Here is a 17,925-nt window from a genome sequence, read left to right on the forward strand (position 1 = left end):
TTAGTCCCATGAAAATCGTTGCCGCCGATGTGTTTGTTACCAGTCCGTCCCGGAATTTTGTGACCCTTCGGATCACGACTGAGGATGGTGTGACCGGTATTGGTGATGCCACGCTGAACGGCCGGGAGTTGGCTGTTGCCGCGTATTTAAAGGAGCACGTGGCGCAGTTGCTGATCGGGAAGGACCCGCACCGGATCGAGGATACGTGGCAGTTCCTGTACCGGTCCTCGTACTGGCGGCGGGGCCCGGTGACGATGGCGGCGATCGCCGCGGTGGATATGGCGTTGTGGGATATCAAGGGCAAGCTCGCCGGGATGCCGGTCTACCAGCTCCTCGGTGGGGCGTCCCGGACCGGGCTCCGGGCGTACGGGCACGCGTCGGGGTCCGATATCGAGTCGCTGTTCGACTCGGTCCGGGAGCATTTGGAGCTGGGGTACAAGTCGATCCGGATCCAGACCGCCGTGCCGGGCATCAAGGCTGTGTATGGTGTTGCGGCGCAGGCGCAGGCCTCGGGGGAGCGGTATGACTATGAGCCGGCCGGGCGGGGTGCGTTCCCGGTGGAGGAGGACTGGGACACCCGCGCTTACCTGCGGCACCTGCCCACCGTGTTCGAAGCGGTGCGGAACGAGTTTGGTCCGGAGATCCCGCTGCTGCATGACGGGCATCACCGGATGACGCCGATCCAGGCGGCGAAGCTGGGCAAGGCGCTGGAGCCGTATGACTTGTTCTGGCTGGAGGACTGCACGCCGGCGGAGAACCAGGAAGGCCTGCGCCTGGTGCGGCAGCACACCACCACGCCGTTGGCGATCGGGGAGATCTTCAATACCGTGTGGGATTACCAGACGCTGATCAAGGAACAGTTGATCGACTACGTCCGGGCCGCGTCCACGCACTTCGGCGGGATCAGCCCGTTGAAGAAGATGATGGATTTCGCTGCGCAGTACCAGATCAAGTCCGGCTTCCACGGGCCGACGGATATTTCCCCGGTGGGGTTCGCGGCGCAGCTGCACGTGGGGTTGGCGATCCATAACTACGGGATCCAGGAGTACATGCAGCACTCGGATAAGACCAACGAGGTCTTCGAGCAGTCCATGACGTTCGTGGACGGGTACCTGCACCCGGGCGACAAGCCCGGCATCGGCGTCGAATTCAACGAGGAAGCCGCCGCAGCCTACCCGTACCAGCAGGCCTACCTGCCCTACAACCGCCTGGTCGACGGCACGGTGCACGACTGGTGAGCGCGGCCACGACTGGTGAGGCACCAAGAATGACAAAGCACCGCATCATCGTCATGGGTGTTTCCGGCTGCGGCAAGACCACCATCGGTGACCTCGTGGCCCGCGAACTGGGTGTCCCATTTCTCGACGGCGATTCCCTCCACCCCGTGGAGAACGTGGCCAAGATGGCAGCCGGCACCCCGCTGACGGACGAGGACCGCTGGCCTTGGCTCGCAACCGTAGGCGCGGAGTTGGCCAAGGCAGGCGACGGAGGACTGGTCCTGGCCTGCTCCGCGTTGCGCCGCAGCTACCGCGATGCCATCCGGGAGCAGGCTCCGGACACCGTGTTCCTGCACCTGAACGGCAGCAAGGAGGTCCTCGCGCAGCGCGTTGAAGGCAGGTCGGGCCACTTCATGCCCACCACGCTGCTGGACTCCCAGCTCGCCACCCTGGAACCGCTGCAGGAGGACGAGGGCGGCGTGGTGGTGGACATCGCCCTGCCCGTCCCGGACGTGGTGGCCCAGGCACTCAAGGGGATTGCCGCCGTCGTACGTCCTGCAAACGGTGCCCATGGCACCGCGCCGCGCCGGTTCGACGTCGACCTGGCAGCTGCCCCGTTCAATCTCGACGGCGACGCCATCGCCTGGGTGGAAGGCACCCTGGGTGCCATGACGCTCGAGGAAAAAATCGGGCAGCTGTTCATCAACCACAACAACGACTACTCACCTGGGTACCTCGACGGCGTGCTGGAAAACTACCATGTGGGCGGCATGCGGTACCGCCCGGGTCCCTCAGCCGCCGTGCAGGAACACATCCGCTACGCACAGTCCAAAACCCGGATTCCCCTGCTGATTGCATCCAACCCGGAGATGGGCGGAGCCGGCAGCTGCGACGACGGTACGTTCGTGTCCACGCACCTGCAGGCAGGTTCGCACCCGGACAAGGCCATCGCCCGGCAGATGGGGCGGGTGGCCGGAGTGGAAACCGCGGCACTGGGGTGTAACTGGGCGTTCGCGCCGATCGTGGACATCCACTACAACTGGCGGAACACCGTCATCTCCACGCGCTCCTTCGGGAACACTCCGGAAATCGTGGTGGAGCGTGCCAAGGAATACTTCGACGGCATCAGTGAATCGCCCACGGCCTGCGCCATGAAGCACTTTCCGGGCGACGGGATTGACGAGCGCGACCAGCACGTGGTGACGTCCTACAACACCCTCCCTTATGAGGAGTGGAACCGGACGTACGGCCACGTGTACCGGGAGATGATCGCGCACGGCGTGCAGTCCATCATGGTGGGCCACATCGGGGCGCCGGAGGTTTCCCGGCACTTCCGGCCAGGCCTCTCCGACGCTGAGATCCTTCCCGCCACGTTGTCCCCGGAACTGCTGCAGGACCTGCTGCGCGGCGAACTCGGCTTCAACGGATTGGTGCTCACCGATGCGTCACAGATGGTGGGCCTCACGCAGGCGCGGAAGCGCAGGGACCTGGTGCCGGCCACCATCGCTGCCGGCTGTGACATGTTCCTGTTCTTCCGCAACCCGGCCGAGGACTTCCAGTACATGCTGGACGGTTACAAGTCCGGGATCATCACCGAGCAGCGGCTCCACGATGCGCTGCGGCGGATCCTTGGGCTGAAAGCGTCGTTGGGGCTGCACCTGAAAGCCGCTGACCAACTGGTCCCGCCGGCCGAGGCGCTTGCGGTCATTGGATCCGCTGAGCACCGTTCGGTGGCCGCCGAGATCGCGGACAAGACGGTGACCCTCATCAAGGACACCGCCGGCAACCTGCCCATAACCCCGCAGACGTATCCCCGGATCCGTTTGTACGGCATTTCCGGCGGCGCCGACTTCACCCGTGCCGATCCGCTGGCCTACCTGGAGGTGGTCAAGGAGGAACTCGAAGCTGCCGGTTTCGACGTGCACCTGTTCCGCACCGCCGAGCAGCGCGAGGCAGCGGGGGAGACCGGGGTGAACTTCATGTCCATCATTTCCGAGGAAGCCACGGGGGACTACGCGGAGAAGTACGACGCTGCGTTTGTCTTCGCCAACGTCAAGGGCTTTGCGCAGGAGGCAGCCATCCGGATCAAGTGGTCTTCCCCGATGGCAGCGGAAATCCCGTGGTACGTCACGGAAGTGCCCACGGTGTTCGTCTCGCTGAACCAGCCGAACCACCTGATCGACGTGCCCATGGTCAAGACGGCGATCCACGCCCATGCGGGCACCCGGGAAGCCATCCGGGCAGCCGTGGACAAGATCCAGGGCAAATCGGAGTTCCAGGGCACGTTCAACGACAACGTGTTCTGCGGGTCCTTCGACACCCGGCGTTAGGAACCAACCGAAGGAGGCGCCACCGCAGCAGCGGTGGCGCCTCCTTTATACGTCAGGCCCGGGTCCCCCTAGGCGTCTTCACGCTCCGGGTTCTCCAGCCGGAAGAAGTTGGACTGTCTCCCATCGGACCTCTGTTCCTGGTAGATGAAGTTGAGCCCGCGGTCGTCAAACGTCTTGAACCACTCCTCCCAGCTGACTTCGCGAAGGTTCGCGTCCTTCTCCCTGAAGTCGATGCGCAGGACGCCCAGGTGGTCCCCGTGTTCCGTGCCGTCAACAGTCGCCGGAACGCCGCCGCGTTCTTCCGCCCACTGCCTGATGACCTCATGGTGTGTGGTCGCGAGGCTGCGTCCTTCGCGCTCTGGCTCCTCCTCGGTGGACGTAATTTCCTGCGAGTACTTCAACGACTTGGACGAGTCGTCGCCATGGCGGACCCTGCCGCCGTCGGGGCCGGCTCCCAGGTCTTCCGCGTCGTCCGCCCCGGAGCGGCTGTTGCGGCCCCGGCCGTTATCCGCGTCCTCCTGCCGGGCCTGGGCCACCTCTTTCACCAGTTCTTCCTTGCGCATGCCCGAAGCGCCGGCGATGTGCTCCTGCTTGGCATCCTGGCGGAGTTCGTCCACCTTCTTGTTGCGCAGTTCGGTTTCACTCACATCAGGCGTGTTGGGGGTCTGGTTCCCCGGCTTGTCGCTCATGGCATGTCCTCCTTTTGCGGAACGGTTGTGCAGCATTGGGAAATGATAAGGCTACTTACTTTCTAGCGTGTGCCGGACGGGACCGTCAAGCATTGGGCGCATATCAGCCGTGGAGTGTGGGCGCCGGTACGGGGAGGGCTTTGGACTCTGGGTCCCCGGGGAACCCTGTCCATATGCTCCTTGCATCCGATCGCGGAGGAGAGACGCCATGACCAGCCTGATGCCGGGTTTCCTGGCTACCGTAAAGCCATCACAGCGGGGGAACGGGGCAAGTAGTGGTTTGCGCTTTGCTGGTTCGCGCTCCGCTGGTTTCCGTCCTTGGTTGCCGGCGGTTTTCGGCTTTGCTGCCGCGGCCGGTTTCATTACGCATGGTCTCCTGCCCCGCACCTTGGGCGCGTGGGGAGCGACGGAGCCGGAAAGATCGATGCCCTTTCCCGGCGACGGACTGATTCCCGCTCCGGCTGAAGTGCAGACCATGGCGGTCACCATCCCCGCCCCGCCGGAGGAAGTCTGGCCATGGCTTCTGCAGATGGGGGTGGACCGTGCGGGCCTGTATTCCTACACCTGGCTGGAGAACGGGCTGCTCCATTTGGGCGTCACGAATGCAGACCGCATCCACCCCGAGTGGCAGGACCTGCAGGTGGGAGACATCATTGCCTTCACGCCGGAAGGTTATCCGGGCGGACGCAGCGGGCCGCGTGTGGTGGACATGGAGAGCTGCCGCCATCTGGTCCTGGACTTGAGCCCTGGTGCGCCGCCTGGGACGGTCACCGGGACCTGGCAATTCGTCCTCCATGATGCCGGTGACGCGGGGACCAGGCTGCTGCTCCGCACCCGGTCCGGCCCCGGACGGCCATGGGGTCTTCGACTGATGGATTTCGTCCTTCGGCCGGGCTACCTCGTCATGGATCGTGCCATGCTGCTGGGCATCAAAAAACGCGCCGGAAGGGACGCGCAAAGGAAGCCGCCGCCGTCGGCACAGCTGTGACAGCCGCGCCCTCAGCGGTCAGTGCGGAGCGCCCCGCCTGGCGTGCCGGCCCGGTTGCCCTGCTCCGAAAGCCAGTGCAGGGCATCGGGGCCGTTGGTGAAGTATGCCGTGGGAGTCAGGGACCGCTGGGAAAACGCCGCCACAACCTTGCCCATCGGGCCATCGCCAATGAGGGCGACGGCGGAGAACCCGCGGTAGGCGTTCATCCCGGCCCTGGCCTCGGGCGTCAATGCCGCAACCCCCGCGAGGTCAACAAGAAGAGGCAGGACCCGGCCGCCGCTGAGGCCTTCCAGGACCCGCGCCGCCCGTACGGCAATGTCATAGGTGATGAGGACTTCGGGGCTCCACTGCAACCGCAGCACGCCCTTGTCGAAAGAAGCAGTAAAGAATTCGTTCATTCCCGTCCTGGATTCTCATTGAGGACTTGTATTCCAGAGCTTGGACTAATTCAGGCCCATTCTGCCTGAAGGTGACGACAATTGGTGCAGCGGCAGCGGGGACTCATTGCTGGCCGGGGGCAAAGTGCTGGCCCGGGACATATGGTGGGCCCCTGCGGCGCGCTTTTCCGGCTGTGTAGCCTGAACCAGTGGACTTCTCCTGTGAACTCGCTGACGGCATCGTTCTCCGTCCCGTGCAGGCTGCCGACGCGGGACCGCTGGCTGGGGCGCTCCAGGCCAACCGTTCCCACCTTGCCCCGTGGGAACCGGTCAGGGCAGAGGAGTTCTATACCGTTGAAGGCCAGCGCGAGCTGATCAGGAGAAGGCGGGATGACCTTGACGCAAGCACAGCGCTTTCCATAGTGCTGGCTGGTGGAGACGGCATCCTGGGACTCCTGACGCTCAGCTCGATCGTCCGGGGCGCCTTCCAGAACGCCCACCTGGGCTACTGGATCGCCCAGTCTGTCCAGGGCCCGGGGGCTCATGACGGCAGCAGTGGCCGCGGCAACCGACATCGCGAAGGATAGGCTCGGCCTCCACCGCCTCGAAGCAGCCACCCTGGTGCACAATATGGCATCGCAGAGGGTGCTCGAAAAGAACGGCTTTGAGGCCTACGGCACCGCGCGCGCCTACCTTCGGATCGCCGGCCAGTGGCAGGATCACCGCATCTACCAGCGGCTTCTCTGACCGCCGCGCCGTTTGGGGCGCGCGGTTTGGGACAGGCCCGACGACGGCCCCCTGCGTCACGCCGCGGCCCGGGCGTGATCTTGGGGAGGTTTTCAGCGCATCGGCGCCGCGTGGGAAGATGTCGGCCGGAGCCGCTCAAGGATGCGGGCGGCACAGCGTCGATATGTGGAGGTCATGTGCGCGCGATTGTCTTGGACCAGATAGCAGGGCCGCTGGCCGTCCGGGAGGTTGGAGAGCCCGAGGTGCCGGTGGGCGGCGTCGTCATCAGCGTCGTTGCGACGGGGCTCTGCCGCAGCGACTGGCATGCCTGGGCAGGACATGACGATATAGCGCTGCCGCATGTCCCGGGCCACGAATTCGCCGGTGTCGTTGCCAGTGTTGGCCCGGGAGTGACGAAGTGGACGGCCGGCGACCGGGTTACCGCACCTTTCGTCGAGGGCTGTGGCGCGTGCGAGTGGTGCCTCAGCGGCAACGCACAGGTTTGCCCGGAGCAGCAACAGCCTGGCTTCACGCACTGGGGTTCGTTTGCCGGGCAGGTGGTGATCCACGCGGCGGACACCAATCTCGTGGCAATTCCCGAGGGCGTCAGCTTCGAGGCAGCCGCTAGCCTGGGATGCCGGTTCGCCACTGCCTACCGTGCGCTGACTGGCCGGGCCAGCCTGAAAGCCGATGAATGGGTTACCGTCATCGGGGCAGGCGGCGTGGGGCTCAGCACCGTCATGATCGCCAAGGCCCTCGGCGGCAAAGTGATTGCTGTTGACCGGAACCCGGCCGCCCTTGAGGTGGCTGCACGGCTCGGCGCGGACCACGTCCTGGTTGCAGACGGTTCAGACATTCCGGCGCAGGTGCACGCGCTCACGGGAGGTAGCCATGTCTCGGTCGACGCCGTCGGCAGTGAGCAGACGTGCGCCGACGCGCTCCTGAGCCTGCGCCGCCGGGGCCGCCACGTCCAGATCGGGCTCCTGCCGCCGGTGGAAGGACACCCCCGTGTTCCCATGGCGCGCGTGATCGCGTGGGAACTGGACGTCTTCGGAAGCCACGGGATGGCCGCTGCGGACTACCCCGGAATGCTCGCCTTGATTGAGTCGGGAGCGCTCGAACCGCAGAAGTTGATCGAACGCGTGATTGGTCTGGAGGAGGCTGCCGAAATGCTTCCCCGGCTTGATACCGCCAACGTTGCGGGCATGACGATGATCGATCCGACCCGCTGAGGCTCTCTCCGCCGACCAAGCGGTAGTCCACATCATGGCGTTTCTGGGGGACCTTTTCCCCGGGATGAAGAAAGGCCCTGCTTCCCTTGTATAAGGGAAGCAGGGCCTTTCTATCTGGCGGTGACGGTGGGATTTGAACCCACGTTGGCTTTTACACCAAACAACATTTCGAGTGTTGCACCTTCGGCCGCTCGGACACGTCACCAACCTCAATAGGGTACCGGAGCAAGGCCTGCATCCCCAAAACGTGCGTACCACCAGCCAGTGCTGCGGCGGCCGGTCTTGATTGTCGTACCCCTTTGTCATGATGGGTTTATGGGGAAGGCGGCGGTGGCGAGGGCGTTCGGGGAGATCCGTGCTGCCCTTGCTGTGCTGAGTGCTGAGGTGGATGGGGCCGGTGCGGTGCCTTTTTCTGCGGCTGACCCGTTGGCTGGTTTGGCGGATGGTTGCCTGGAGATTCTGGCCGGGTCCCGTGAGGTGGAGGCCGGGATCGCTGCGGTGAAGGCCAGGGCTGCCGTTGGGTATGTGGAGAGCGCCGCTGCTGTTGCGGGGCCGGATGTTCCGGTGCGGGCGCAGGAGATGGCGGTCGCGGCGGAGATCGGGTGTGTGCTGGCCCTGGGGCCGCGGGCGGCGTCGTCGTTCCTGGTCACCTCGCACGCTGTCACGGCGACGTTGCCGCGAACGTTGGAGGCGTTGCGGGCCGGGGTGATCTCCTGGAGCCACGCGGTGGTGATGGCGGACGAGACAGCGTGTCTGGATGGTGCGGGGGCTGCGGCGTTGGAAGCGCATTTCCTGGACCCGGACCCCCCGGACCCGGCGCGGGGGTGCCCGGTGGGGCAGTTGCCGGCGCACCGGTTCAAGGCCAAGGCCCGTACCTGGCGGGAACGCCACCAGGCCGGGTCCATCGAAAAACGCCACGCCAAAGGGGTCGCGGACCGGCGGGTGGAGTTCCGCCCGGACCAGGACGGGATGGCCTGGCTCTCCGCGTACCTTCCCGCGGACCAGGCCCTGGCCGGGTGGAACCGGCACACCGCGGCCGCCCGGGGCATGCAGGGACCGGACGAGCCCCGCAGCATGCCCCAACTCCGGGCCGACACCTTCGCCGAGGCGATCCTCACCAGCGGCACCAGCACCGGCAACGGCGCCGGAACCGACCAGCCGTCGTCGGGTATCCGGGCGCAGGTGCTGGTCACGGTCCCGGCGTTCTCCCTGCTGGGCCAGACCGACGAACCGGCGATGCTGGACGGGTACGGTCCCATCCCGCCGTCAATGGCCAGGGCACTCGTCGCTGGCGGTGCTGGCTCGTTCTACCGGGTGCTGGTGGACCCTCGGGACGGGGCACCACTGGAAATCGGCCGGACAAGCTACCGGGTCACCAAAGCCATGCGGGCCTGGCTGCGGCTGCGGGACGGCAAATGCCCGTTCCCGGGCTGCAGCAACAACTCCCTGGACAACGACGCCGACCACATCCTCGCCTGGGCCAACGGCGGCCCCACCGGAATCAGCAACCTGGGACAGCCCTGCCCGAAACACCACAAACTCCGCCACACCACCGCCTGGAAACCCACCCCCGCCACAAAGAACGAACCACCCGGCTGGACCTCACCCACCGGCCGCCACTACCAAAGCGAACACGAGGACTGGGAACCACCACGCTGGCCCTCGCGATTCCTGCAAGGTGAAAGGTACCTGCCAGGTGGGCACATCATGCCGGGCGAAGAGGTGGTGCCTGGAGAACCGAGCCTTGCCAAAGAGCGCAGCCTCCTCGAAGAAGCGCTCCTCCAGCACCTTGTCTCGTGAAGCAATGAACCCTGCCACGCGCCGTCGGACTTTCCCCGTCCCTGCGCGTCCGGTTAGATTCATCAGCAAGATGACAAATTCACAGACTCCCATCCACGCAACTGCATACTGGACCACTGCCAAGGAGCACGGCGAACTCAGAACCGAGGACGTGCCGGCCCCGGGGCCCGGCGAAGCGCTGGTCCGTGCCCTCTACTCCGGTATCAGCAAGGGCACGGAAATGGTGGTCCACGCCGGGGCAGTGCCGCCACGGGTCGCGGAGGAAATGCGGGCCCCGCACCAGGAAGGCCAGTTCCCCGGCCCGGTGAAATTTGGCTACCTGTCTGTCGGCATCGTGGAGGAAGGGCCCGAGGGGTGGAAAGGCCAGCGCGTCTTTTGCCTGAACCCGCACCAGGACCTCTACGTGGTTCCGGTGGAGTCCTTGACCAGGATTCCCGACGACGTCCCCTCCCGGCGTGCGGTCCTCACCGGGACGGTGGAAACAGCAGTCAACGCCCTGTGGGAAGCCGGGCCGCGGCTCGGGGACAGGGTTGCCGTCGTCGGTGCAGGCCTGGTGGGCGGCATGGTGGCCACGCTCCTGCGCACTTTCCCGCTGCAACGCCTTCAGCTGGTGGACCTCGATCCCGGCAGGAAGCAGCTCGCGGACACACTGGGCGTGGACTTCGCACACCCCGACGACGCCCTGGCCGATTGCGACATCGTGTTCCACTGCTCGGCCTCGCAGGAAGGCCTGGAACGCAGCCTGCAGCTGGTCGGCGACGAAGGCGACGTCATCGAAATGTCCTGGTACGCCAACCGGGAAGTCACTGTCCCGCTGGGGGAGGACTTCCACGCAAGGCGGTTGTCCATCAGGGCCAGCCAGGTGGGCATGGTGGCGCGTGCCCGGCGCCACCGCCGCACCAATGCGGACCGCCTGGATCTGGCAGTGTCCCTGCTGAAGGATCCCGTCTTCGACGCATTCCTGACCGGCTCTTCCAAGTTCGAGGACCTGCCGGGCGTCGTCCAAAGCCTGGCGGACGGCACCTTGGAAGCGCTGTGCCACGTCGTCGAGTATCCTGCCACCAACCAAGCACCCACTCCAGCCGCCCACCACTCCGAAGACTTGAGGTAACCCATGTTCAGCCTGACAGTCCGCCGCCACTTCATGATTGCCCACAGTCTTCCGCGTGAAGCGTTCGGCCCGGCCCAGGGGCTCCACGGGGCAACCTTCGTCGCCGAGGTGACCTTCCGTCGCCGTGCCCTGAACGATGACGCGATCGTCCTGGACATCGGCGCCGCCGGAACCATCATCGAGGACGTGCTGGCCGGCCTGAAGTACCGCAACCTCGACGAGCACCCGGATTTCGAAGGCAAGCTCACCACCACGGAAGCGCTCGCCGAGTACATCGCCCAGGAAGTCGCCGCCAGGATCGAGGACAGCGACGACGGCCGCGAACTCGCAGGCCTCGACGTCACGCTGCGCGAGAATCCGGACGCGTGGGCCGCCTATTCCCTGGACCTCACCGCCTGACCGTGCACCACATCCGGCTGCTGGTCCCCGGCAACATCCGCCACAGCTCAGGCGGCAACGTCTACAACGCCCGCGTGGTGTCAGGGTTGCGGGAACTTGGCGCCGCGGTGGACGTCATCAGTGTTGAAGGGGACTGGCCGCAGGCCGGCGCCACCGAACGACGCCGGCTGGGCACCTTCCTCGAAGCAAGCGAACCTGGGCGAGGTCCCGGCCGGGCAGTGGCAATCGTCGACGGGCTGGTGGCCGTTGGTGCCCCGGCAGAGCTGGAAGCCGCGGCCCGAGCGGGACAGGAAACATGGGTGCTGGTGCATATGCCGGTGCCGGAAAGTTCAGGCGAATCAGCCCTGGCAGACGAGGCCAGGGCGCTCACCGCAGCAGCCGGTGTGATCTGCACCAGCACCTGGGCCGCATCTGTCCTGACCGAAAGAGGGCTTCCGCAGGCACACGTCGCCCTGCCCGGAGTCGACCCCGCAGCCCAGGCCGGCGGTTCCACGCCTCCGCACCTGGCAGTCGTCGCCGCTTTGCTGCCCAACAAGGACCAGATGCTGGCGGTGGAAGCACTCGCCCTGGTCCGGGACCTCCCTTGGACCGCGTCCCTGGTGGGCTCGGACCGGACAGACTCCGACTATGCGCGGGAAGTCCGGGCTGCCATAACGGAGAATTCGCTGCAGGAACGGGTGCGGTTCACCGGTGAGCTCGCCGGCGAAGCACTGGAAGCTGAATGGGCGCGGACGGATCTCAGCCTCCTGGTGTCCCGGCAGGAGGCGTTCGGCATGGCCGTCACCGAGTCCCTGGCCCGCGGCATCCCGGTCCTGGTCCGTGAAGGGACAGGGGCGGTGGAGGCGCTGGGGCTGGCAGGATTAACAGCGGCCGACGGCGGACCCCGGCTTCCCGGGGCAGCGCTGCCACTTCCGGAAGGTGGTCAGGAGAGCCCGCGCCTGTTGGCCGGCGTCCTGCGCCACTGGCTGCAGGACCCGGACATCAGGGAAAGCTGGCGCGCAGCAGCGCTGGAGGCGCGGACACGCCTTCCGGACTGGGGTACTACGGCAAGGGGAGTGCTGGCCCTGCTGGCGGAACGGGACTAGAGGCTGCTCCGCGGTGACCGGCGAAAAACCCGCGCAGCAACACGGCGCACTCATCCTCGCGGACTCCCGGGTACACCTCAACCCAGTGGTTGAGCCGGCGTTCGCGGAGGATATCGAACACCGAGCCTGCGGCGCCGGCCTTCTCGTCCCAGGCCCCGAACACCACCCTCGGGATCCGGGCCAGGACAATCGCTCCGGCACACATGGCGCAGGGTTCCAGCGTGACCACCAGCGTGCAGTCGGACAACCGCCAGCCGTCGGCGCGGCCGCCGTCGAGGCGTGCCCGTTCCTGCAGGCGTGCCGCCGCTTCACGGATGGCTACCACCTCGGCATGGGCCGTAGGGTCGCCCAGTTCCTCCCGCTGGTTCCGGCCGGAACCCAGCACCCCGCCGTCCGGCCCTATCACCACAGCGCCGATGGGAACATCCTCCGTGGCGAGTGCCCTGCGGGCTTCCGCCAAGGCAAGGCCCATCCAGGCATCATGTTTCTTTTCGGGCAACGGCATGGCTCAATGATAGTTTCGGGGATACTCAGGTTACTTACGGATGCCGGGAGGCACCATGGACACTCTTCGGGATCGGCTAGGTCTCTGGTTCAAACCTTACGCGGCGCTCGTCCTCACCATCCTTGTGGGCGGCGTCATCATCGTGTCCCTGGCACTGCTGGGTGCCGAGGTGTACGACAACGTGGTGGATTCTGCCGGCCTGGCCAACCTGGACAAGCCTGCCCTGGCCCTGGCCGAGAGCCTGCGCAGCCCCGGTCTTGATGCGTTCGTTACTGGCTTCACCAACATCGGCGGCGGCATCGGCATGCCCATCCTTGCCAGCATCCTCACCGCCTGGCTGACGTTCCTCAGCCGGAACTGGCGCCCGCTCGTCCTGATCGGCGGTGCGGCGGGGGTCTCCATCATGGCCACCACCTTTGGCAAGAAACTGGTGGGCCGTACCCGCCCGGACCATGCGGACGCGGTGCCCCCCTACGAGGATTCACCCTCCTTCCCCAGCGGCCACACCCTGAATACCACCGTGGTGATCAGCCTGGTGGTCTACCTCGTCTGCCTCCAGTTCAACACCATGCTGGTGCGCGTCACCGCCATCACGGCCGGCGCGCTTTTCATCATCGCCATGGGGCTCAGCCGCGTCCTCCTAGGCCACCACTGGCTGACGGACGTCATGGCAGGGTGGCTGCTGGGCCTCACCTGGGTGGGCGTCGTGATACTGGCCCACAGGCTGTTCCACCTGGTCCGCAGGCGGGAGCACGCCGGTGCGGCTCCGTCGTTCGACCGTCCGATCGTCCGTGACGTGGTGGCAGAGGAAGTGCACCACCACGGCGGGGACGGCAAGGAGCATGCCCACGGCAGCCACAACAAGGACACCGCCGGATGATAGTTTTGGGGGATGCGTACTCTCGTTGTTGACCACCCCCTGGTCGCCCACAAGCTCACCGTCCTGCGGGACAAGAACACGCCGTCGCCGGTCTTCCGCCAGCTGACGGAAGAGCTGGTGACCCTGCTGGCCTACGAAGCCACGCGGGAGGTCCGCACGGAGCCCGTCACCATCGAAACCCCCGTCAGCACCACCATTGGCACGGCGTTCACCAAGCCCACCCCGCTGGTAGTCCCCATCCTGCGCGCAGGCCTGGGCATGCTGGAGGGCATGACCAAGCTGGTCCCCACCGCCGAGGTTGGCTTCCTGGGCATGGCCCGGGACGAGGAGACGCTGGACATCATCACCTACGCGGAGCGCCTGCCGGAGGACCTGACCGGCCGCCAGGTATTCGTCCTGGACCCCATGCTGGCCACCGGCGGCACTCTGCGCGAGGCCATCAAGTTCCTCTTCAAGCGGGGCGCGTCCGACGTCACCTGCATCTGCCTGCTGGCTGCCCCGGAGGGCCTGGCCAAGCTGGAGGAGGAACTGGGCGACGCAAACGTGCACATCGTCCTGGCCTCCATCGACGAGAAGCTCAATGAGAAGTCCTACATCGTTCCCGGCCTGGGTGATGCAGGCGACCGCCTGTACGGCATCGCAGGGTAGCCTTCCCCCTTTTCCGGCAGGATCACCGCCGCTAGCCTGTGCGGATGGACTGGAAACTCGAACTTGTCTTTGTCCCCGTGTCCGACGTCGACCGCGCCAAGGATTTCTACGTCAACAGGGTGGGCTTCAACGCCGACTATGACGAGCGGCCTTCGGACGACATCCGCTTTGTGCAGCTGACGCCGCCCGGATCCGCCTGCTCCATCTGTTTGGGGGAGGGGCTGGTGGACGCACCTCCGGGCACGGGGTCAAACCTGCAGCTGGTGGTGGACGACATCCAGGCCGCACGCGACCACCTGAAGAACAACGGAGTGGACGTCAGTGATATCGAAGTGCTGCCGTGGGGCCACTTCGTGTACTTCGCCGATCCGGACGGCAACAAGTGGTCCGTCCAGTACATCCCGTGGCGGAACGCCGGGCCGGACGCAACCGAAAGCACCGCAATCACAGGCTCCGCAACCCCAACCACCGCGACCCTAACGTCCGCACCATAGGCCACTGCAGCTCAACCCGGGGTTAAGACAGCCTGGGGTTAAAACACCACTGCCCGCATCCGTTTGGATGCGGGCAGTGGTGATGCTGCAATTCCCTGCTGTGCCCCTGCCCAAGGCGTACGACGGCGGGGAGCCGGGACGCGCCGTCGGCCGCGGTCAATGCAGGGCAGGCTCCGCGGAGGGTGGTCCTTCGACGCGCAGCCGCAGGGGAGCGGTGCCTAGTACCAGTTGTGCGCCAAATGGAAGTTCAGTGCGCCGCAGGGGGACTGGTAGCTCTTCTTGATGTAATCCAAGCCCCAGTTGATCTGGGTGCGGTAGTTGGTGAGGTAGTCCGCGCCGGAGCTGGCCATCTTCTCCGCGGGCAGGGACTGGACGATGCCGTACGCGCCACTGCTGGGATTGGTGGCCGTGGTGGTCCAGTCCGATTCCTTGGTCCACAGGGTCTGCAGGCACTGCATCTGGTCCGGTCCCCAGCCGAAAGTTGCCAGCTGGCCGGCGGCGTAAGCCTGGGCGCCGGCGGGGTCGTTGACCGCGACGGCGGGTGCCGGCTCAGGAGCCGGGGCGGGCTCGGGTGCAGGTGCCGGTGCAGGCGCTGGCGCGGCCGGCGCGGGGGCGGCGGGTGCCGGGGCCGCGGGAGCGGGCTCCGCCGCCTGCGGCGCCACTGCGATTGCGGCGGGAGCGGGGCTCTCCACCGGGTTGGAGCGGATCTCGCTCTTCTCGATGCTCATCTGGGCATCGGACGCTGCCTGGGTTGCCTGGGTCGATGACACCGGGGCCATGCTGCTGGTGGCCTGGCCGGCTGCGCCGACCCCAACCAGAACCGCGCAGGATACTGCGAGGATTCCGGCCCTGCGGCCGAGGGTTTTTTTCTTTGCCTGCTGCGTGGCCTTATGTTTAGCCTTGGCATGCAGGCGTGCTTCTGCCGTGTTTTTGGACATGATTGATCGCCTCTCACACCTGCGGAGTTAGCTGTCGGGTTCGGATGAGGGCATCCGGCCGTACGGAAAAATCACGTACTGGCTTAACCCCAAGGGCATTCATTGCCCGGGACGGTGGGTCCCCCGCCTCTGCCGTTGCTCAATCGGAAATCCGGGGAAGCGGCAGAGCTTGGCGTCAACCCGGGATATGCGGCCCGAACGGGGACCGCACCCAATCGACGGTACAGGAAGATTAAGTGAAAGTCACATTTAGGTAACGGAAGTCACGGCTGGCAGCGCGTCGGGTTGTGTGACTGCGGAGGGAGTATCTCCGTAATGGACTGCCCGGGCCCCGGGCACCCTTCACCCCGGGCACTCGCGTGCCAGAGCATCATTCGGCCGGGTCCCCGGGGCGTCCTCCGCTAGTGGCCGGTCAGTTCGTAGACCGTAGTGCCGCCAACGATCTGCGACGTGAAATTGGCTGCCACCCACTCCGCGATCCGGGTGGCAGCGTCCGAACCGGTGGTGGAGCGCATGGCTCCGCCACCGATAAAGTAATGGATCTCTCCCCGGGCTACCAGGTCCTGGAACTGCGCCAACGTGGGGGAGGGGTCGGTGCCGTTGAAGCCGCCCACCGCCATGACCGGCAGTTCCGTTGCCAGTTGGTAACCCGCGGCGTTGTTGGAGCCCACCACGGCCGCGGCCCAGGTGTAGCTTGAGGCGCTGCTCTTGAGCGCGGCGACCAGGTCAGCCGACGGCGTGGGCGCACCCAGGAGGCCACCCACGCCACCCCCGCGGCCACCCGCGAAGCCCGTGCCGCCCTGGGCGTTCGGCTGCCGGAAGCCCTGCCCCGTATTGCCTTGTGCCGTACTGCCCGGGTTTGTGTTGCTTTGCCCCGCAATACTTGAACCGCCGGTGCTGTTCGGGCCGGACCCGTTCCGGCTGTTCCGGACGCCGGCGGGAGCACCGCCCGGCCCAGCGCCGAAGCCGGCCGTGGGGCCGGCACTGACGATTGCCCCGCTGTGCGCTGTGGACGCCGTGGAGATGGAGTAGGCCAGCGGTCCGGCGAGCGACGCCGTGATGGCCAGGGCCGCCGTCGCCCGCTGCACCGAACGCATGCCCAGGAACTTGCTGAAGCCCGCTCCTGCTGCCCCGGCCAGCCCGCCTGCAAGGACCACCCAGCGCAGCCAGGGGCCGTAGGCCGAGGTGGTGCCGAGCAGGGAGAACGCCGTCAGGGCTGCCGCGGCCACTGCGGCCGCGAGCACGATTGCGGCGGCCGCCTGCTGCCTGTGCTGCCACAGCAGGACTGCGCCCAGGCCGGTCAGCCCGGCGATGCCCGGCGCCAGCGCCACGGCGTAGTAGGGGTGGATGATGCCCGCCATGAAGCTGAACACCAGGCCGGTCACCAGCACCCAGGAGCCCCAGACCAGCACGGACGCGCGCACCGGATCCGTCCGCGGTGCCCGCCGGCCGACCCACAGCAGGCCGGCCGCAAGGATCAGGGCGGAGGGCAGCAGCCAGGCGATCTGGCCACCGAACTCGTTGTTGAACATCCGGAACAGGCCGGGAACGCCCCAGCCGTTGCCGCCGCCCACGCTGCCCGTTTCGTCGCCCGTCAGCCTGCCCAGTCCGTTGTAGCCGAGGGTCAGCTCCAGGATGGAGTTGTCCTGCGAACCGCCGATGTAGGGCCGCATGCCGGCCGGCGTCAGCTGCACGGCCACGAGCCACCAGCCCGCGGAAACCACCATCGCCGCCCCGGCCGCGGCCAGCCGCAGCAGGCGCCGGCCCAGCCTGCCCGGCCCCGCAACCGCGTAGGCCACGGCAAAACCGGGAACCACCAGCAGGACCTGCAGTTGCTTGGCCAGGAATCCAAAGCCCAGGAACACCCCGGCCAGCAGGAGCCAGCGCAACCGGTCCTCCTGGACCGCGCGGAGGACCGCGTACGCGGCCGCCGTCATGAGCAGCACCAGCAGGGCATCCGGGTTGTTGAACCGGAACATCAGCGTGGCAACCGGGGTGAGGGCCAACACCGCGGCTCCCAGCAAGCCCGCCCGGTGGGCAGCGGTGGCATCTCCGGTGGCGTGCACCGCGGTCCGGCGCACGGACAGGTAGAGCAGCCAGGCGGCCGCTACGCCCATCAGCGCCTGAGGAACCAGGATGCTCCACGGGTTCAGCCCAAACAGCCGGACCGACAACCCCATGACCCACAGGGACGCCGGCGGCTTGTCCACCGTGATGGAGTTGGCAGCGTCCGAGGAACCGAAGAACCAGGCCGTCCAGTCCTGCGAACCCGCCTGGGCCGCGGCGGAGTAGAAGGCGTTGGCCCAGCCGGACGCCCCGAGATTCCACAAGTACAGCGCCGCCGTGCCCGCCAGCACCGCTGCCAGTTCGAGGTTCCGCCGTCGGCCGAGGGGATCCCGGCGCCGGCTGCCGGGCCTGGTCCCCCGGGCCGTGGTGGCCCCGCCCCCTCCCGACGCGTGATGCAGGCGGGGGCGCGTGGACCCGGTTGTTGGGCCTGAAGTCATGG

17 protein-coding genes, 1 tRNA gene, 1 pseudogene and 1 riboswitch are annotated in these 17,925 nt (G+C 66.7%); of the genes and pseudogenes, 13 read left to right on the forward strand and 6 right to left on the reverse strand.

What is annotated here, in order from left to right:
• The first annotated feature begins 8 nt into the window (after positions 1 to 8).
• The gene (gene manD / locus MRBLMD1_RS10100) at positions 9 to 1,238 is read left to right on the forward strand and encodes a D-mannonate dehydratase ManD (protein ID WP_364399191.1); all 1,230 of its coding nucleotides are present in this window, start codon (positions 9 to 11) and stop codon (positions 1,236 to 1,238) included.
• 29 nt (positions 1,239 to 1,267) lie between these two features.
• Positions 1,268 to 3,547 carry a gluconokinase, GntK/IdnK-type gene (locus tag MRBLMD1_RS10105; protein ID WP_364399193.1) on the forward strand — a complete coding sequence of 760 codons (2,280 nt, stop codon included), beginning with the start codon at positions 1,268 to 1,270 and terminating at the stop codon, positions 3,545 to 3,547.
• A 68-nt stretch (positions 3,548 to 3,615) separates the two neighbouring features.
• Here MRBLMD1_RS10105 and MRBLMD1_RS10110 read toward each other — a convergent pair whose 3' ends face one another.
• Positions 3,616 to 4,236, reverse strand: coding sequence for a Rho termination factor N-terminal domain-containing protein (locus MRBLMD1_RS10110; protein ID WP_364399195.1), 621 nt, complete (start codon positions 4,234 to 4,236; stop codon positions 3,616 to 3,618).
• Between the two features lie 424 nt (positions 4,237 to 4,660).
• Here MRBLMD1_RS10110 and MRBLMD1_RS10115 point away from each other — a divergent pair, with 424 nt between their 5' ends.
• The gene (locus MRBLMD1_RS10115; RefSeq protein WP_364399197.1) at positions 4,661 to 5,224 is read left to right on the forward strand and encodes a hypothetical protein; all 564 of its coding nucleotides are present in this window, start codon (positions 4,661 to 4,663) and stop codon (positions 5,222 to 5,224) included.
• A gap of 11 nt (positions 5,225 to 5,235) precedes the next feature.
• Here MRBLMD1_RS10115 and MRBLMD1_RS10120 read toward each other — a convergent pair whose 3' ends face one another.
• A complete protein-coding gene (locus tag MRBLMD1_RS10120) occupies positions 5,236 to 5,622 on the reverse strand; it encodes a hypothetical protein (protein WP_364399199.1) in 387 nt (128 codons plus the stop codon).
• Positions 5,623 to 5,855: 233 nt separating this feature from the next.
• Here MRBLMD1_RS10120 and MRBLMD1_RS10125 point away from each other — a divergent pair.
• The 3 genes and pseudogenes from MRBLMD1_RS10125 to MRBLMD1_RS10135 all read left to right on the forward strand — a co-directional run.
• Positions 5,856 to 6,210: pseudogene (locus tag MRBLMD1_RS10125) on the forward strand (GNAT family N-acetyltransferase); the annotation flags it as partial.
• Positions 6,211 to 6,231: 21 nt separating this feature from the next.
• A complete protein-coding gene (locus tag MRBLMD1_RS10130) occupies positions 6,232 to 6,348 on the forward strand; it encodes a GNAT family N-acetyltransferase (RefSeq protein WP_364399344.1) in 117 nt (38 codons plus the stop codon).
• 176 nt (positions 6,349 to 6,524) lie between these two features.
• Positions 6,525 to 7,559 (forward strand): zinc-dependent alcohol dehydrogenase family protein, encoded by a 1,035-nt coding sequence (locus tag MRBLMD1_RS10135; RefSeq protein ID WP_159632987.1) that lies wholly within the window; start codon positions 6,525 to 6,527, stop codon positions 7,557 to 7,559.
• A gap of 115 nt (positions 7,560 to 7,674) precedes the next feature.
• On the opposite strand, the gene MRBLMD1_RS10140 is transcribed toward MRBLMD1_RS10135, so the two are convergent.
• Positions 7,675 to 7,764: transfer RNA gene (locus MRBLMD1_RS10140), tRNA-Ser, on the reverse strand.
• A gap of 110 nt (positions 7,765 to 7,874) precedes the next feature.
• Between MRBLMD1_RS10140 and MRBLMD1_RS10145 the strand changes: the two genes are divergently transcribed.
• The 4 genes from MRBLMD1_RS10145 (at position 7,875) to MRBLMD1_RS10160 (ending at position 11,954) form a co-directional block, all read left to right on the forward strand.
• Positions 7,875 to 9,359 carry an HNH endonuclease signature motif containing protein gene (locus tag MRBLMD1_RS10145; protein WP_364399201.1) on the forward strand — a complete coding sequence of 495 codons (1,485 nt, stop codon included), beginning with the start codon at positions 7,875 to 7,877 and terminating at the stop codon, positions 9,357 to 9,359.
• 70 nt (positions 9,360 to 9,429) lie between these two features.
• The gene (locus tag MRBLMD1_RS10150; RefSeq protein WP_159632981.1) at positions 9,430 to 10,470 is read left to right on the forward strand and encodes a zinc-dependent alcohol dehydrogenase; all 1,041 of its coding nucleotides are present in this window, start codon (positions 9,430 to 9,432) and stop codon (positions 10,468 to 10,470) included.
• Positions 10,471 to 10,473: 3 nt separating this feature from the next.
• Positions 10,474 to 10,869, forward strand: coding sequence for a 6-pyruvoyl trahydropterin synthase family protein (locus MRBLMD1_RS10155; RefSeq protein WP_159632978.1), 396 nt, complete (start codon positions 10,474 to 10,476; stop codon positions 10,867 to 10,869).
• The gene (locus MRBLMD1_RS10160) at positions 10,836 to 11,954 is read left to right on the forward strand and encodes a glycosyltransferase family 4 protein (protein ID WP_364399204.1); all 1,119 of its coding nucleotides are present in this window, start codon (positions 10,836 to 10,838) and stop codon (positions 11,952 to 11,954) included. Before MRBLMD1_RS10155 ends, MRBLMD1_RS10160 begins: the two co-directional genes overlap by 34 nt.
• Here the strand turns inward: MRBLMD1_RS10160 and MRBLMD1_RS10165 are convergent.
• Positions 11,911 to 12,459, reverse strand: a complete 549-nt coding sequence (locus MRBLMD1_RS10165; protein ID WP_307487965.1) for a nucleoside deaminase — start codon at positions 12,457 to 12,459, stop codon at positions 11,911 to 11,913. The two genes, MRBLMD1_RS10160 and MRBLMD1_RS10165, sit on opposite strands and share 44 nt — an antisense overlap.
• Before the next feature lie 55 nt (positions 12,460 to 12,514).
• Between MRBLMD1_RS10165 and MRBLMD1_RS10170 the strand changes: the two genes are divergently transcribed.
• The 3 genes from MRBLMD1_RS10170 to MRBLMD1_RS10180 are packed head-to-tail and all read left to right on the forward strand — an operon-like array spanning position 12,515 to position 14,481.
• On the forward strand, positions 12,515 to 13,339 hold the full coding sequence (locus tag MRBLMD1_RS10170; protein ID WP_364399206.1) for a phosphatase PAP2 family protein: 825 nt from the start codon (positions 12,515 to 12,517) through the stop codon (positions 13,337 to 13,339).
• 12 nt (positions 13,340 to 13,351) lie between these two features.
• Positions 13,352 to 13,987 (forward strand): uracil phosphoribosyltransferase, encoded by a 636-nt coding sequence (upp, locus tag MRBLMD1_RS10175; protein WP_141158139.1) that lies wholly within the window; start codon positions 13,352 to 13,354, stop codon positions 13,985 to 13,987.
• A gap of 44 nt (positions 13,988 to 14,031) precedes the next feature.
• Positions 14,032 to 14,481 (forward strand): glyoxalase superfamily protein, encoded by a 450-nt coding sequence (locus MRBLMD1_RS10180; protein WP_364399208.1) that lies wholly within the window; start codon positions 14,032 to 14,034, stop codon positions 14,479 to 14,481.
• A 218-nt stretch (positions 14,482 to 14,699) separates the two neighbouring features.
• Here MRBLMD1_RS10180 and MRBLMD1_RS10185 read toward each other — a convergent pair whose 3' ends face one another.
• The gene (locus tag MRBLMD1_RS10185; RefSeq protein WP_364399210.1) at positions 14,700 to 15,419 is read right to left on the reverse strand and encodes a hypothetical protein; all 720 of its coding nucleotides are present in this window, start codon (positions 15,417 to 15,419) and stop codon (positions 14,700 to 14,702) included.
• Between the two features lie 5 nt (positions 15,420 to 15,424).
• Positions 15,425 to 15,586, reverse strand: a riboswitch (cyclic di-AMP (ydaO/yuaA leader).
• Positions 15,587 to 15,820: 234 nt separating this feature from the next.
• A complete protein-coding gene (locus MRBLMD1_RS10190; RefSeq protein ID WP_364399212.1) occupies positions 15,821 to 17,923 on the reverse strand; it encodes an ArnT family glycosyltransferase in 2,103 nt (700 codons plus the stop codon).
• Between the last annotated feature and the right edge of the window lie 2 nt (positions 17,924 to 17,925).

It is taken from the genome of Pseudarthrobacter sp. LMD1-1-1.1, from assembly GCF_040676255.1.
Taxonomy (GTDB): domain Bacteria; phylum Actinomycetota; class Actinomycetes; order Actinomycetales; family Micrococcaceae; genus Arthrobacter.

Bases quoted from the DNA above. Each gene is read 5' to 3' on its own strand.
- manD (WP_364399191.1), top strand. From the start codon at position 9: ATGAAAATCGTTGCCGCCGATGTGTTTGTTACCAGTCCGTCCCGGAAT.
- MRBLMD1_RS10105 (WP_364399193.1), top strand. From the start codon at position 1,268: ATGACAAAGCACCGCATCATCGTCATGGGTGTTTCCGGCTGCGGCAAG.
- MRBLMD1_RS10110 (WP_364399195.1), bottom strand. From the start codon at position 4,236: ATGAGCGACAAGCCGGGGAACCAGACCCCCAACACGCCTGATGTGAGT.
- MRBLMD1_RS10115 (WP_364399197.1), top strand. From the start codon at position 4,661: ATGCCCTTTCCCGGCGACGGACTGATTCCCGCTCCGGCTGAAGTGCAG.
- MRBLMD1_RS10120 (WP_364399199.1), bottom strand. From the start codon at position 5,622: ATGAACGAATTCTTTACTGCTTCTTTCGACAAGGGCGTGCTGCGGTTG.
- MRBLMD1_RS10130 (WP_364399344.1), top strand. From the start codon at position 6,232: ATGGCATCGCAGAGGGTGCTCGAAAAGAACGGCTTTGAGGCCTACGGC.
- MRBLMD1_RS10145 (WP_364399201.1), top strand. From the start codon at position 7,875: ATGGGGAAGGCGGCGGTGGCGAGGGCGTTCGGGGAGATCCGTGCTGCC.
- MRBLMD1_RS10150 (WP_159632981.1), top strand. From the start codon at position 9,430: ATGACAAATTCACAGACTCCCATCCACGCAACTGCATACTGGACCACT.
- MRBLMD1_RS10155 (WP_159632978.1), top strand. From the start codon at position 10,474: ATGTTCAGCCTGACAGTCCGCCGCCACTTCATGATTGCCCACAGTCTT.
- MRBLMD1_RS10165 (WP_307487965.1), bottom strand. From the start codon at position 12,459: ATGCCGTTGCCCGAAAAGAAACATGATGCCTGGATGGGCCTTGCCTTG.
- MRBLMD1_RS10170 (WP_364399206.1), top strand. From the start codon at position 12,515: ATGGACACTCTTCGGGATCGGCTAGGTCTCTGGTTCAAACCTTACGCG.
- upp (WP_141158139.1), top strand. From the start codon at position 13,352: ATGCGTACTCTCGTTGTTGACCACCCCCTGGTCGCCCACAAGCTCACC.
- MRBLMD1_RS10180 (WP_364399208.1), top strand. From the start codon at position 14,032: ATGGACTGGAAACTCGAACTTGTCTTTGTCCCCGTGTCCGACGTCGAC.
- MRBLMD1_RS10185 (WP_364399210.1), bottom strand. From the start codon at position 15,419: ATGTCCAAAAACACGGCAGAAGCACGCCTGCATGCCAAGGCTAAACAT.
- MRBLMD1_RS10190 (WP_364399212.1), bottom strand. From the start codon at position 17,923: ATGACTTCAGGCCCAACAACCGGGTCCACGCGCCCCCGCCTGCATCAC.